Genomic DNA, 13,402 nt, shown 5'->3' with positions numbered 1-13,402 from the left:
ACGTTCCATGCGTATCCAGACCACCCTCGGCGCGGCGATCGCCGCCATCCTGCTGACCGGCGGCGCGCAGGCCGCAGGCCCTCGCCTCGACCGCAGCGTGACCCGTGACCTCGCCGGTGAGACGCAAGCCGCTGCGATCGCGGGCCAGCGGTTCGTCGTCAAGACCGGGCAGCCGGCGGCGCAGGGTCGCGCAGCCCTGAGCAGCGCACTGACGAGCAGCGTGCGTCGCGCCGGCTTGTCGAGCGCGGTCGCCGCGACGGCGACCGCGGCCGCCCGCCCGGCCGCCACCGCACGCGTACTGCGCAGCATGGCCGCGCCAGGCTGGCACGTGGTGCAGGCCTCGCGCCCGATGACCGAGTCCGAGCGCGCGAGTTTCATCCGCGAGCTGTCGGCCGAGCCCGGCGTGCTCCGGGTCGAGGTCGACCGGCTCTATCAGCGCGCCGACGTGGCGCGGTCGCCGACAGCGATGCCGGCCGCCGTGCCCAACGATCCGGAGTACGCGCGCTTCCAATGGAACTTCAAGGATCCGACCGGCGGCGTGCGCGCCGAACAGGCCTGGGACATCTCCACCGGCGAAGGCGTCGTGGTCGCGGTGGTCGACACCGGGATCGTCGAGAACCATCCCGATCTCGCGGCCAACGTCCTGCCCGGCTACGACATGATCAGCGACCGGCGCATCTCCCGCCGCGACACCGATGCGCGCGTGGCCGGCGGCTGGGACGTGGGCGACTGGGTCGAGGCCAACTACTGCACGGCGCTGGGCGCACAGGGCAATGCGCCGCGCGCCAGCTCCTGGCACGGCAGCCATGTCGCCGGCACGATCGCCCAGCAGACCAACAATGGCGCCGGCTTGGCCGGTCTCGCCCACAACGCCAAGGTCGTGCCGGTGCGCGTGCTCGGTTCGTGCGGCGGCTACGGCAGCGACATCGCCGACGGCATGATGTGGGCCGCCGGCCTGCCGGTCGAGGGCGTGCCCGCCAATCCCAATCCCGCCGAGATCATCAACATGAGCCTGGGCAGCACCGGCCCGCAGGCCTGCCCGGCGTTGTACCAGGACGCGATCGACAAGATCAACGCGCAGGGGTCGATCATCGTCGTGGCCGCCGGCAATTCCAACGCCAATGCCGGCAGCTACACCATGAGCTCGTGCACGGGCGTCATCTCGGTGGGCGCGACCCGCGTGACCGGCGGCAAGGCCAGCTATTCCAGCTGGGGCACCCGAGTCGACCTGTCGGCGCCGGGCGGTGGCGGCGACGTCGATGGCGATCCGAACGGCTACATCTTCCAGGTCCTCAACGCCGGCACCACGCGGCCGACCACCGACTGGATCCTGGGCGGCTACACCGGCACCTCGATGGCCTCGCCGCACGTGGCCGCGGCCGCGGCGATGGTGCAAAGCGTCGTCGACACGCCGCTGACCTGGAGCGAGATGCGCGACCTGTTGCGCCGCACCGCGCGGCCGTTCCCGGTGGCCATTCCCACCAACACGCCGATGGGCGCGGGCATCCTGGATGCGGCCCAGCTGCTGCATCGCGCGACGCAACCGCCGTGCACCAGCGACTGCGCGCCGCTGGAAGTGCCGCTGACCAACAAGGTCGAACTGCGCGGCCTCAGCAACGGCGTCGAGGATGGCCTGTACACGTTCGAGGCGAAGGCCGGCGCGGTCCTGACCTTCATGACCTTCGGCGGCACTGGCGACGTGTCGATGTATGTCGCCAGGGGGCGCGTGCCGACTGCGACCGATCGGGATGCATTCTCCGCTCGTGCCAAGAGCAACACCGAGACCGTGCGCTTCACCGCCCCGCAGGCGGGCAAGTACTACATCCGCCTCACCGGCACGTACGCCGGTCTGACCCTCGTGGCGCGCCAGTAGGTCCGGAGGCGCTTGCCCGCATCGCGAAGGCGATGCGGGCGGGCGCCCCGCGTCTTGTCATGCTGGCCCGCACCGCGTTCGACTGGATTGCCGCACTGTCCGATTGGCAGGCCTGCCCGCAAGGCGAGCAGCTGGACCTGCCGCTCGAGGCGTTCGTGCATCGGAGCCATGTGGCGGGCCAGGACTGGGCGTTCGCGTTCGTGTCCTGGGCCAGCGACCGGCTGATCCGTACCGGCGAGTGGTACGAGATCCAAACGTGCACGTCGCCAGACGGCCTCCAACAGGTGCGCATCGTCCGCGAACGCCCGCCCCATGCCTGATGGCGCAGCCGTGCAGGTGACACCCGATCGACTTCGATAGGCCCCCGATGCAACCCGATGTTCCCCAGGCCGACTACGACTGGCTGCTGCACTGGACAGCGTGGTCACTGCGCGAGGATCGGCGCCTGGAGGCGGCGTTCCCGCTCGATGAGTTTCTGCAGCGCAGCGGCGCGGCGCCGCTGACCTGGTCGCTCGACTTCCTGTCGTGGAAGTGCGAACGACTCGCCCGCGACCGATGCTGGTACGAGTTGCGCGTCGAGCGTCTGCCCCAAGGCACCCGGGTGCGCGTGCTCCTGGATCGCTGAGCAGGCGGCGCGCCGGTCGCACGATCGGGCGTGGGTTGCGTCCGCGGCGGCGAACGGGTGCAATGCGGCGATGCGCCTCCTTTCTCTCCTCGTCGCCACGCTGCTGCTGGCGGCCTGCGCACACCAAGCCCCGCGCAATCCGCTCGCCACCTGGGTGCCGTCGGCCAACGCCGATGCGCGCCGGCCGGTGCTGGTGGTGCTGCACTACACCGAGCAGGACTCGGTCGCGCGCAGTCTCGACACGCTGCGCACCGCCAACAGCGGCGGCCGGGTCAGTGCGCACTATCTGATCGGCAAACACGGCGAGCGCTACCAGTTGGTGTCCGACCTCGACCGCGCCTGGCACGCCGGCGCCGGCCGCTGGGGCGCGATCACCGACGTCAATTCGGCCTCGATCGGCATCGAACTCGACAACAACGGCCGCGAGCCGTTCGCCGAGCCCTTGATCGAGAGCCTGCTGGTGTTGCTCGAGGACCTGCGCACGCGCTGGCGGATCGCGCCGGAGAACGTCATCGGCCATTCCGACCTCGCGCCCACGCGCAAGATCGACCCGGGCGTGCATTTCCCCTGGCGCCGCCTCGCCGAGCACGGCTACGGCCTTTGGCCGCAGGACGGCACGCCGCCAGCGCCGGCAGGCTTCGATGCGTTGCAGGCGCTGCGCACGCTGGGCTACTCGATCGACGATCCGGACGCGACTGCGCGCGCGTTTCGACTGCGCTATCGCGCCCAGGCGAGCGGCGGGCTCGACGAGGAAGACCGCCGCATCCTGTACGCGCTGGTCCAGGGCTGGACGATCCCGGCGATCCACCAGCCCGCGGCGGCGGCACGCGACTAGAATGAGCGGCTTGCCAGCGACGAGGAGACAGACATGGGCGCAGTGATGACCCCGGTATCGGTCGGCGAACTCGCCGACAAGATCACCATCCTCGAAATCAAGGCCGAGCGGCTCGACGATGCCGACAAGCTCGCGCACGTGCGCACCGAACTCGACGCGCTGCTGACGCCCTGGCGCGGCGTCGAAGCGGGCGATCCCGGTTTCGCGCCACTGAAGGCCGAGCTCAAGGCGGTCAACGCGACGATGTGGGACATCCAGGACGGCCTGCGCGACCGCGAGCGCAGCCAGACCTTCGACGACGAATTCATCCGCCTCGCGCGCGCGGTCGCCACGACCAACCACGCCCGCGTCGAGCTCAAGAACGCAATCAACCGCCTGGCCGGCGCCGGCTTCATCGAAGAGAAGCAGTACGCGGCCGACGCGGACTGAGAGTAGACCGCAGTCGCCTTACGCGGCGACGGATGGTCATGCTCCGGGCGCGGGCGCCCGCTGCGCGCGTTACGCCCCGCGCAGCGAGAACTGCACCGCCTCTCCCGCCTCGCAATTCGGAGCGATCCACACGTCGAACAGCCCCGGCTCGGCGGCGAAGACGCCGCTGCGGGTGGTGAAGGCGAGCTGGTCGCGCTGCAGTTCGAACGCGACCGTGGTCTCCTCGCCCGGGGCGAGTGCGACCTTGCGGAAGGCCTTGAGCTCGCGGATCGGACGTACGCGGCTGGCGACGCGATCGTGGATGTACAGCTGCACGACTTCTTCGCCGGCGCGGTCGCCGGTGTTGCGTAGCGTCGCCGAGACGGTCAGCGTGCCGTCCCAATCGAGCGTGTCGGCCGACAGCTGCACCGGGCCGTACTCGAAGCGGGTGTACGACAGCCCGTGGCCGAACGGGTACAGCGGACTGTGCGGCATCTCGCGCCAGCGGCTCTTGAACTCGCTCATCTCCGGCAGCTCGGGGCGGCCGGTGCGCTGGCGGTTGTAGTACAGCGGCTGCTGGCCCGAGTCGCGCGGGAAGCTGACCGGCAGACGCGCGGACGGGTTGTAGTCGCCGAACAACACGTCGGCGATCGCCGGTCCCGTCGCGGTGCCGAGGAACCACGTCGCCAGGATCGCCTGCGCATCGCGGACCGCACCGTGCAATGCGAGCGCGCGACCGTGGCGCAACAGCACCACGACCGGCGTGCCGGTTGCAGCGACGGCCTCGGCCAGCGCCTGCTGCGCGGGCGGGATCACGATCTGCGTGCGCGACTGTGCCTCGCCGCTGTAGTTCTGCGGCTCGCCGATCGCCAGCAGCACGACATCGGCGTCGCGTGCGGCGGCCACCGCAGCGTCGAGGCCGCCGTCGAGCGCGTCTTCCATGCCGCTGCCGTCAACCACCGTCAACGCGTCGCCGTCGTCGAGCGCGGCGCGCAGGCCGTCCTCGAGGTTCACGTGCAGGCGCTTGTCGCCGAACAGGGTCCAGCAGCCCTCGATGTTGTCGCGGTCGCGCGCGTAGGGCCCGATCAGTGCGATCTTGTGCCCCGCCTTCTTCAGCGGCAGCAGATCGCCCTCGTTCTTGAGCAGCACGATCGAACGCTGTGCAGCTTCACGCGCCAGCGCGCCGTGCAGTGCCTGCGGATCGAGCGCGGCCTCGGTCTCGGGGTCGAGCGAGCGATAGGGGTTGTCGAACAGACCGATCGCCTGCTTGACCGCGAACACCCGGCGCACGCCCTCGTCGAGTGTCTCCATCGACACCTCGCCGCTGGCGACCAGGTCCGGCAGGTGCGCGGCGTAGAGCCCGCTCTGCATGCTCATGTCGACCCCGGCGGTGAACGCCAGCTTCGTCGCCTCGCGGTCGTCGGCGGCGAAGCCGTGCGCGACCAGCTCGAAATCGGCGGTGTAGTCGGAGACCACGAAGCCGCCGAACGTCCACTCGCCGCGCAGCAGGTCGGTCAGCAGGCCGTCGTGGGCCGAGGCCGGCACGCCGTTGATGTCGTTGAAGGCACTCATGACCGTCAGCGCGCCGGCATCGATCGCGGCCTTGAACGGCGGCAGATGGACGTCGCGCAGCGTGCCCTCGGAGATCTCGACGCTGTTGTAGTCCAGCCCGCCCATCACCGCGCCGTAGCCGACGAAGTGCTTGGGGCTGGCCAGCAGCGCGTCGTCGGCGGTCAGATCGTCGCCCTGGAAGCCGCGCACGCGCGCGGCCGCGAAGGCGTTGGCCAGCACCACGTCTTCGCCCGCCGCCTCGGCCACGCGGCCCCAGCGCTGGTCGCGGGCGATATCGAGCGTGGGCGCGAAGGTCCAGTGCAGGCCGCAGGCGGTGGCTTCGATCGCGGCCGCGCGTGCGGTGCGCCGGGCCAGTTCAGGCTCGAAGCTCGCCGCTTCGCCCAACGGAATCGGGAACACCGTGCGCATACCGTGGATCACGTCCGCGCCCATCAGCAGCGGAATGCCGAGCCGGCTTTCCTCGACCGCGATGCGCTGCGCCTCGCGCCCCTGGGCGGCGCCCACGCCATTGAAGACCGCGCCGACATGCCCGGCCCGGATACGCTCGCGCAACTCGCCGGCGTTGAGCTCGTTCATCTCCGGATTCACGTCGGCGGCGAACGGACGCAGCATGTCGGCGAAGATGCCGAGCTGGCCCACCTTTTCCTCCACGGTCATACGGGCGAGCAGCGCTTCCAGCCGGTCGTCAAGACGCATCGTCGATCCTGTGTAAACGATTACAACCGGCGATTATAGGGGGCCGGCCGTGTCGTGCGGCTAGGGTCGGCCCCAATGGCCGGCACGCAAACGACGTGTTGGCCGCCGGGCGGGCGCGCGGCGGTCCCCGGGCGGCGGTGCGCCCTCACTCGGGATCGCGCGCCGGCACGAACGGCGAGACAGGATCGCTGGCCGGGAACGTCTCCTCCAGCGCCTCGTCGTGGGTGTTCTCTTCGTGCCGTTCACGTTGCCCACGATGCTCGCGCGCTTCCTGCGGCGAGGCCGGGGCCGGCGCACGGTCGCGCTCGTCGGGCGTCTTGTCGATGTCGTGGTCTGGGTGCATGCGCATCACTGTGCGCCGGCGCGCGCAACCGTGCGTGAAAGCGTCCCGGCCTGGCGCGGCCGTGCCTGCAGCCCTCGCATGCTGGTCTGCCACTGTGCCGCCAGCGTGGCGCGATCGCCGCCGCGCCGAACCGTGCATCCAGGCTGGGCGTGTCAGAAGCGGGGATCGGCGATCGCGGGCATCACCAGCTCTCGGACGAAACTGGCGTCCGACAGCTCGAGCAGTGTCCGCACGACGTGCACCACATCGTGGACCGGAACCGTGCGTCCGTCGTCGCGAGCGGCCGCGCTGTCACGCGGTGCGTCCAGCCCGTCGTCGGTGTTGAGATCGCCCAACTGCAGGCAGGTGACGCCGAGTCGGCGGTCGCGAAAGCCCTCGCGCAACGCATCGGCGATGCCGTTGAGGGCGGCTTTGCTGGCGCCGAAGGCCACTTCCGGCCGGCCGCTGCGGGCCAGGCCCGAGGTCGAGCCGGTGAGGATGACCCGGGGTCGCGCGCTGGCGGCCAGTTGCGGCATGAGCCGGCGCAGCAGCAACAGCGGGGCTGCGACGTTGATGTTCACCAGATCGAGCGTGGCGTCGTCGTCCTGGTGCTCGAAATCGTAGTCGGCCGTGAAGGCCTGCGCCTCCCAGATGCCGACGTTGTAGATCAGCACGTCGAGCACCGGCGGGCAGGCTGCGGCGATCGCCCGTGCCGCCGCGCGCGGGTCGGCCAGGTCGGCCTCGATCCAGGTCAGCTCAGGGCCGTCGACACGTGCGTTCAGCGCGGGGCGCTGGCGTGAGACCCCCACCACGGTATCGCCCGGACTGCCGAGCCCCAGGACGAAGGCCCGGCCCAACCCACGGCTGGCGCCGACGATCATCAGGTGCATGGCAGTCTCCGGCGGAAAGGCGCACAGGATGCCCGATCCGGCCACTGACCGCGCCTGGGGTCGCAGTGCGGCGCCAGGCCGGGCGCCCTCGCGTTGCCGGGCGCATGCGATCGCGGGCAGCGAGGTTGACGCGGGGTCCACGAGTGCTTTGCCAGCCTGCGAGAACCGCGTCCCGCCATGCTGTGCAGGCCGGGCACATTCGCGCCGCGTTGCGCATCGGAGATCCCATGGCACGTCCCATCTGGTCCGGCTCGCTGTCGTTCGGCCTGCTCAACATCCCGGTGTCGCTGATGTCGGGCGAGCGCCGTACCGACCTGAGCTTCCGCATGCTCGACTCGCGCGACAAGAAGCCGATCCGCTTCGAGCGGGTCAACGCCGACACCGGCGAAGAGGTGCCGTGGAAGGAGATCGTCAAGGCCTTCGAGTACGACAAGGGCAGCTATGTCGTCATCGAGAAGGAGGACATCGCCTCGGCCGCGCCCGAATCGCACGAGTCGGTGGATGTCGAGGCCTTCGTCGATGCCGGCAGCATTGGCACGCGCTTCTTCGAAAAGCCCTACGTACTGGTGCCCGGCAAGAAGGCCGAAAAGGGCTACGTGCTGCTGCGCGAGACGCTGAAGAAGACCGGCAAGATCGGCATCGCGCGGGTCGTGATCCGCACGCGCGAGTATCTGTGCGCGGTGCTGCCCGAAGACGATGCGCTGGTGCTGATGCTGCTGCGCTATCCGCAGGAGCTGGTCGATCCCAACGACTACAAGCTGCCCACCGGCGATGCGTCCAAGTACCGCATCGCCGACAAGGAGGTGCAGATGGCCACGCAACTGATCGAGTCGATGTCGGCCGACTGGGACCCCGAGGGCTACCACGACGAGTTCCGCGAGCGGTTGGCGGCGATCATCCAAAAGCGCATCAAGGCCAAGGGCGCGACCACGCGCGTGACCGAGGAGCCCGCGCCGCGCGAGGACGCGGCGACCAACGTGGTCGACTTCGTCTCGCTGCTCGAGCAGAGCCTCAAGAGCAACAAGCGCACGCCGGCCAAGGCCGTGGCCAAGAAGGTTCCCGTGAAGAAGACGGCCGCGGCCAAGAAGGCCAGCAAGAAGACCGCGAAGAAGGCCGTGCGCAAGGCGTCGTGACGCCATGACCCTCGCCGAGTACCGCCGCAAGCGCAGGTTCGACACGACCCGCGAGCCGGAATCAGGCAAGGCCGCGCCGCGTGGCAAGCGGGCGATCTTCGTCGTGCAGCTGCACCATGCCAGCCGCCGCCACTACGACTTCCGCCTGCAGGTGGGCGATGCGCTGCGCAGTTGGGCGGTGCCCAAGGGGCCGAGCTATGACCCCGACGTCAAGCGCATGGCGGTGCAGGTCGAAGACCATCCGCTGGATTACGCCGGCTTCGAAGGCGACATCCCCAAGGGTCAGTACGGCGGCGGCCACGTGGCCAGGTTCGATACCGGCGCCTGGGTCGCGGACGGCGACCCGGAGCAGGCGCTGGCCAAAGGCCATCTGCGCTTCGAACTCTTCGGCCGCAAGCTCAAGGGCCGCTGGCACCTGGTGCGCACGGCCCGGCCGGGCCGGCAACCCCAGTGGCTGCTGTTCAAGGACCGCGACGCGTACGCCGGCAAGCTGGACGCCGACGACCTGCTCGGCGACGTCGCGCCGCCACCGCCAGAAGACGCCAAGCGTGCCGGCACCGGCAAGGCGCGCAAGCGCGGCGAGCGCGAGGTCGCCGTCGCCACGCGCCGCAAACACGACTGGGCCGCAGCCGCACGCAAGCTCGACGGCGCCCGCCGCGCCGCCGCGCCCGACGGCCCGTTCGCGCCGCAGCTGGCGAAGCTCGGCGAAAGCGCGCCGACCGGCGAGGCCTGGCTGCACGAGCTCAAGTGGGATGGCTACCGGCTGCTGGTGACGATCGCGCGCGGCAAGGTGCGGCTGTGGTCGCGCAACGCGCTCGAATGGACTGCCAAGGTGCCCGAGATCACCGAGGCGCTGACCCGCCTGGGGCTGCGTTCGGCCGCGTTCGACGGTGAGCTGATCGCCGGGCGCGGCGCGCGCGCGGATTTCAATCTGCTGCAGCAGACCTTGTCGGGGACGCGCCAGGGCGCGCTGGCGCTGGTGCTGTTCGACCTGTTGCATGTCGATGGGATCGACATCAGCGAGGCGCCGTTGTTCGCACGCAAGGCGCTGCTGCAGCGCATCCTCGGCGATCCGCCGCCTGCGCACCTGGCCTGGAGCTCGCACATCGAGGGCGAGGCGGCGACTGCGATCGAGCTGGCCTCGCAGGCCGGTTTCGAGGGGATCATTTCCAAGCGTGGCGACCGCGGCTATCGCCCCGGGCGCGGCGACGACTGGCGCAAGACCAAGGAATTGGCCAGCGACGAGTACGCGGTGGTCGGCTACACCCCGCCCAAGGGCAGCCGCAGCGGCTTCGGTGCGCTGTTGCTCGCCCGGCCCGATCCCGAGCATGGCTGGCGCTACGCCGGGCGCGTGGGCTCGGGCTTCAGCGACGCGCTGCTCGAACAGATCGCCCAACGCATCGGCAAGGCCGGTCGTGATGCCCCCACGGTCCACGTGCCGCCCAACGACACCGACCTGCGCGCCGCGCGCTGGTTCGCGCCGCGCTTCGTGGTCGAGGTGTTCTCGCGCGGCACCGGCGGTCATGGCCTGCTGCGCCAGCCCTCGCTCAAGGCCGTGCGGCCCGACAAGTCGATCGAGGACCTGTACGACAGCGACCGCGGCGCCCCCGAAGGAGACGACGAGATGGCGACGCAGACCCGCAGCAAGACGCCCGTCCGCAAGCGTGCGGCCGCACCCGCGAAGCAGACGACGACCCGCAAGGCACCCGCTGGCGCGCGCACGCCGCCGACGCTGTCGAGCCCGGACAAGGTGCTGTTTCCGGGCGACACCCTGACCAAGGGCGATGTCGCCGCCTACTACGAAAACGTCATGGACTGGTTGCTGCCCGAGATCGCCGGCCGGCCGCTGTCGGTGATCCGCTGCCCGGGCGGGATCGACAGTGCCTGCTTCTTCCAGAAGCACCACACCGCGGGCATGCAACTGGTGGAGACGGTGCGGCTGAAGGAGGAATCGGGCACCGGCGACTACCTCGTCGTCAACGACGCGGCGGCCGCACTGGAGCTGGTGCAGTTCAACGCGCTCGAGTTCCATCCCTGGGGCGCGCAGGCCAAGACGCCCGACATCGCCGACCGGATCGTTTTCGACCTCGACCCCGGCGAGGGCATCGCCTGGCGCGATATCGTGGCCGCCGCGCGCCAGATTCGCGGTTTGCTGCAGCAGGTGGGCCTCGAATCGTTCGTGCGCACCTCCGGCGGCAAGGGCCTGCACGTGGTGGTGCCGCTCGATCCAGGCTGCGCCTGGTCGGTCGTCAAGCCATTCGCGCAGGCCTTCGCGCAGAGCCTGGCGCAGCTCGAGCCCTTGACCTACGTCGCCACGGCGACCAAGAAGTTCCGCAAGGAACGAATCTTCGTCGACTACCTGCGCAACGGCCGCGGCGCGACCGCGGTGGCCTCGTTCTCGTTGCGCACGCGGGCCGGCGCCCCGGTGGCGATGCCGCTGCGCTGGGAGGAACTGGGCCGGGTCAAGGCCGGCAACCAGTGGACGCTGCGCAATACACCGGCCCGCCTCAAGCGGCTCGGCACGCATCCGTGGGCGGGATTCGACACCTTGCGCCAGACCTTGCCGGGCGCGGCCCGCGGCAAGCGACGCTGATCGGGCAGGCGGTCGGCACGTTGCCGGCGTTTGCGCGGCGCATCGGATCGCGATGCTCTGGCGCGCGTTCGGCAATCCGGCCCGCCGCCGCGCGCGGCGACGGGCCGTCAAACCGGCGTTACTTGCGCACGTCCTGGGTATGCGTCTTCAGCGCCTCGGCCAGCCCCGGCACGCGGTCGGCGCCGTTGGGCACGGTGATGCTCGAGCCTGCGAAGTCGTCGCCGATTGGCTGCGCCCGGCCCCCCAGACACGTCTGCAGGAAGCCCTCGGTGACCGCGTTGAACGCGGTGCTGTTCTCCGGCCGCGCGAAGCCGTGGCCTTCGTCGGGGAACAGCACATAGGTGACCGGGATCGACTTGGCGGTCATCGCCTCGACGATCTGGTCGCTCTCGGCCTGCTTGACCCGCGGATCGTTGGCACCCTGACCGATCAGCAGCGGCTTGGTGATCGCATCGGCGCGGCTCAGCGGCGAGCGCTCGGTCAGCCAGGCCTTGCCCGCTTCGGTGCGCGGGTCGCCCATGCGCCGGGTGAGCTGTTCGAAGAAGCTCGCCCAGTACGGCGGCACCGTCGACAGCAAGGTATTGAGGTTGGACGGGCCGACGATGTCGACGCCGCAGGCGAAGGTGTCGGGCGTGAACGTCAGCCCCACCAGCGTCGCGTAGCCGCCATAGCTGCCGCCCATGATCGCGACTTTGTCGGCGGTGGTCACGCCGCTGTCGACCGCCCACTGCACGGCATCGATCAGGTCGTCGTGCATCTTGGCCGCCCACTCGCCGTTGCCGGCATTGGTGAACTGTTTGCCGAAGCCGGTCGAACCGCGGAAGTTGACGCTCAACACCGCGTAGCCGCGATTGGCCAGCCACTGGTCCGTCGGCTTGAAGCCGTAGCCATCGCGCGACCAGGGCCCGCCGTGCACGCGCAGCACCAACGGCACCGGCGCGTCGGCCTTGCCGTCGTTGTTGGCGTCGGCGTGCTTGGGCAGTGTGAGGTAACTGACCAGCGTCAGTCCGTCACGCGACTTGAGTTCCAGCGGCCACATCGGCACCAGCGGCTTGCCCTCGAGCGCCGGACGTCCCGAGAACAGCTGGGTCAGCGTGCCTGCGCCGCCTTCGGCCGGACGGTCGTAACGGTAGTAGACGACCGGCGACTCGGCCGCCGAATAGGCAACCAGCCAGTGGCGATCGTCGAGCGTGCGGCTGTTGATCGAGACCTCGCCCGGACCGATCGCCTCGAGCGTCTCGAGATCGGCGCGGATACGGTCGTCGACTGCCGTCCAGGCCTCGCGCAGGTAGTTCGCCGAGACCGCCTGCACGACGCCGGTACGCGGTTCGGACAAGGCGCCGCCGACATCCGCGCGCGCATCCTCGTGCACCAGCCGCTTCTCGCCGCTGGCGGTGTCGATCGCAAACAGCGCGGCGGTGTCGCGCGCGCGCGAATCGCGCATGTACAAGGTCGCGCCGTCGTCGGTCAGCCCGGCGGGCCCGGTGCTGAGCACATCCTCGAAGGGCACGTCCTCGATCGTCGCCCAGCCGTCGCCATCGCGGCGCAGCAGGTCCAGCCCGCCGTCCGGACGCGAGCGCGAGGCATAACGCAGCGCATAGTCGGCGTCGGCCAGGTAGCCGCCGATGCGCTCGTCGTTACGCGCCACCAGCGTGCGCGCGCCGGTGCCCAGGTCGACGCGGTACAAGTCGTGCCACTGCGGATCGCGATCGTTCATGCCCACCAGCAGTGCATCGGGATGCCGATGGCTGATGCCCACCACCTGTGCGGTGGTCTTGGGAAACGGCGTCAGGTCGCGGCTGCGTCCGCTGTCGATGTCGACGGCGAACAGATGGAAGTCCTCGTCGCCGCCGGTGTCGCGCAGGTACAGCAGCGTGCCGGGCTGGTAGGACCAGAAATAGTCGCGGATGCCGCGCGCCGCATCCTGGGTGACCGCCTTCGCCGCGCCCGGGTCATCGGCTGGCGCCACCCAGACGTTCATCGTGCCGTCCACCGGCGCCAGCCAACTCAGGTAGCGGCCGTCGGGGCTGAGCTGCACACCGGCGCGTTCGGGATTGCCGAACAGCGCAGCGCGCGGAATCAGCGCCACATCGTCCAGCGATACCGGCTTGGCGGTGGGTGCGGCCGGCGTCCCGGCGACGGTATCGGTGGGCGGACGGTCGCCGCAGGCGGCAAGACCCATCGCGACCGCGGTCGCGAGCAACAGGTGGCGCATCAGAGATCCCCAGGTGACGGATGTGTCGCGCATGACGCTAGCGGGGCGGCGAGCGCGAGATGTTGGCTTCGCGTTAAAGCGCAGGGGTGACCGATGGCAGGGGGCGAGGCCTGCTTGTGCGTCGCGTCGCTAGCTGTGTAAAGCCAGCACGTTGTTCACAGTTATCGGAATTCTGGAGATAGGCGGGTTGTAGCCGAGGCTGGCATGGGGTCGATGCCAGTTGTAGGTGTGCAGCCAGTG

The 13,402-nt window shown here is 70.0% G+C and carries 11 protein-coding genes and 1 pseudogene; 7 read left to right on the top strand and 5 right to left on the bottom strand.

Annotated features, from left to right (window positions below; translation table 11 throughout):
* Window positions 1–7 precede the first annotated feature (7 nt).
* The 5 genes from ABE487_RS10675 to ABE487_RS10655 all read left to right on the top strand — a co-directional run bounded on the left by ABE487_RS10675 (window position 8) and on the right by ABE487_RS10655 (window position 3,762).
* Entirely contained in the window at window positions 8–1,873 is a 1,866-nt protein-coding gene (locus ABE487_RS10675) for a S8 family peptidase (RefSeq protein WP_346447669.1), read from the top strand.
* Window positions 1,874–1,932: 59 nt separating this feature from the next.
* Entirely contained in the window at window positions 1,933–2,193 is a 261-nt protein-coding gene (locus ABE487_RS10670; protein WP_346443544.1) for a hypothetical protein, read from the top strand.
* Window positions 2,194–2,240: 47 nt separating this feature from the next.
* Window positions 2,241–2,498, top strand: a complete 258-nt coding sequence (locus ABE487_RS10665; protein WP_346447670.1) for a hypothetical protein — start codon at window positions 2,241–2,243, stop codon at window positions 2,496–2,498.
* Between the two features lie 70 nt (window positions 2,499–2,568).
* Entirely contained in the window at window positions 2,569–3,333 is a 765-nt protein-coding gene (locus ABE487_RS10660; protein ID WP_346452255.1) for an N-acetylmuramoyl-L-alanine amidase, read from the top strand.
* A gap of 33 nt (window positions 3,334–3,366) precedes the next feature.
* Entirely contained in the window at window positions 3,367–3,762 is a 396-nt protein-coding gene (locus ABE487_RS10655; RefSeq protein WP_346443549.1) for a DUF6165 family protein, read from the top strand.
* Between the two features lie 69 nt (window positions 3,763–3,831).
* Here ABE487_RS10655 and ABE487_RS10650 read toward each other — a convergent pair whose 3' ends face one another.
* The 3 genes from ABE487_RS10650 to ABE487_RS10640 form a co-directional block, all read right to left on the bottom strand.
* Window positions 3,832–6,009, bottom strand: a complete 2,178-nt coding sequence (locus ABE487_RS10650; RefSeq protein WP_346452254.1) for a glycoside hydrolase family 3 N-terminal domain-containing protein — start codon at window positions 6,007–6,009, stop codon at window positions 3,832–3,834.
* A gap of 145 nt (window positions 6,010–6,154) precedes the next feature.
* A complete protein-coding gene (locus ABE487_RS10645) occupies window positions 6,155–6,352 on the bottom strand; it encodes a hypothetical protein (RefSeq protein WP_346452253.1) in 198 nt (65 codons plus the stop codon).
* Between the two features lie 152 nt (window positions 6,353–6,504).
* Window positions 6,505–7,221, bottom strand: a complete 717-nt coding sequence (locus ABE487_RS10640) for an SDR family NAD(P)-dependent oxidoreductase (protein WP_346452252.1) — start codon at window positions 7,219–7,221, stop codon at window positions 6,505–6,507.
* A 227-nt stretch (window positions 7,222–7,448) separates the two neighbouring features.
* Here ABE487_RS10640 and ABE487_RS10635 point away from each other — a divergent pair, with 227 nt between their 5' ends.
* Both ABE487_RS10635 and ligD read left to right on the top strand, forming a co-directional pair.
* Window positions 7,449–8,354 carry a Ku protein gene (locus tag ABE487_RS10635; RefSeq protein WP_346452251.1) on the top strand — a complete coding sequence of 302 codons (906 nt, stop codon included), beginning with the start codon at window positions 7,449–7,451 and terminating at the stop codon, window positions 8,352–8,354.
* A gap of 4 nt (window positions 8,355–8,358) precedes the next feature.
* The gene (ligD, locus tag ABE487_RS10630; RefSeq protein WP_346452250.1) at window positions 8,359–10,947 is read left to right on the top strand and encodes a DNA ligase D; all 2,589 of its coding nucleotides are present in this window, start codon (window positions 8,359–8,361) and stop codon (window positions 10,945–10,947) included.
* 118 nt (window positions 10,948–11,065) lie between these two features.
* Here the strand turns inward: ligD and ABE487_RS10625 are convergent, their stop codons facing one another.
* Both ABE487_RS10625 and ABE487_RS10620 read right to left on the bottom strand, forming a co-directional pair.
* Window positions 11,066–13,162: a S9 family peptidase gene (locus ABE487_RS10625; RefSeq protein WP_346452249.1), complete on the bottom strand. Its 2,097-nt coding sequence runs from the start codon at window positions 13,160–13,162 to the stop codon at window positions 11,066–11,068.
* A 129-nt stretch (window positions 13,163–13,291) separates the two neighbouring features.
* A pseudogene (locus ABE487_RS10620) lies at window positions 13,292–13,402 on the bottom strand (IS481 family transposase); the annotation flags it as partial.

Origin of the sequence: Luteimonas sp. TWI596, from assembly GCF_039674105.1 — a bacterium.
Taxonomy (GTDB): domain Bacteria; phylum Pseudomonadota; class Gammaproteobacteria; order Xanthomonadales; family Xanthomonadaceae; genus Luteimonas.
Note: the sequence above shows the minus strand (reverse complement) of the source record. Positions and strands in the feature narration are given on the sequence as shown.

Bases quoted from the DNA above. Each gene is read 5' to 3' on its own strand.
- ABE487_RS10675 (WP_346447669.1), top strand. From the start codon at position 8: ATGCGTATCCAGACCACCCTCGGCGCGGCGATCGCCGCCATCCTGCTG.
- ABE487_RS10670 (WP_346443544.1), top strand. From the start codon at position 1,933: ATGCTGGCCCGCACCGCGTTCGACTGGATTGCCGCACTGTCCGATTGG.
- ABE487_RS10665 (WP_346447670.1), top strand. From the start codon at position 2,241: ATGCAACCCGATGTTCCCCAGGCCGACTACGACTGGCTGCTGCACTGG.
- ABE487_RS10660 (WP_346452255.1), top strand. From the start codon at position 2,569: ATGCGCCTCCTTTCTCTCCTCGTCGCCACGCTGCTGCTGGCGGCCTGC.
- ABE487_RS10655 (WP_346443549.1), top strand. From the start codon at position 3,367: ATGGGCGCAGTGATGACCCCGGTATCGGTCGGCGAACTCGCCGACAAG.
- ABE487_RS10650 (WP_346452254.1), bottom strand. From the start codon at position 6,009: ATGCGTCTTGACGACCGGCTGGAAGCGCTGCTCGCCCGTATGACCGTG.
- ABE487_RS10645 (WP_346452253.1), bottom strand. From the start codon at position 6,352: ATGCACCCAGACCACGACATCGACAAGACGCCCGACGAGCGCGACCGT.
- ABE487_RS10640 (WP_346452252.1), bottom strand. From the start codon at position 7,221: ATGCACCTGATGATCGTCGGCGCCAGCCGTGGGTTGGGCCGGGCCTTC.
- ABE487_RS10635 (WP_346452251.1), top strand. From the start codon at position 7,449: ATGGCACGTCCCATCTGGTCCGGCTCGCTGTCGTTCGGCCTGCTCAAC.
- ligD (WP_346452250.1), top strand. From the start codon at position 8,359: ATGACCCTCGCCGAGTACCGCCGCAAGCGCAGGTTCGACACGACCCGC.
- ABE487_RS10625 (WP_346452249.1), bottom strand. From the start codon at position 13,162: ATGCGCCACCTGTTGCTCGCGACCGCGGTCGCGATGGGTCTTGCCGCC.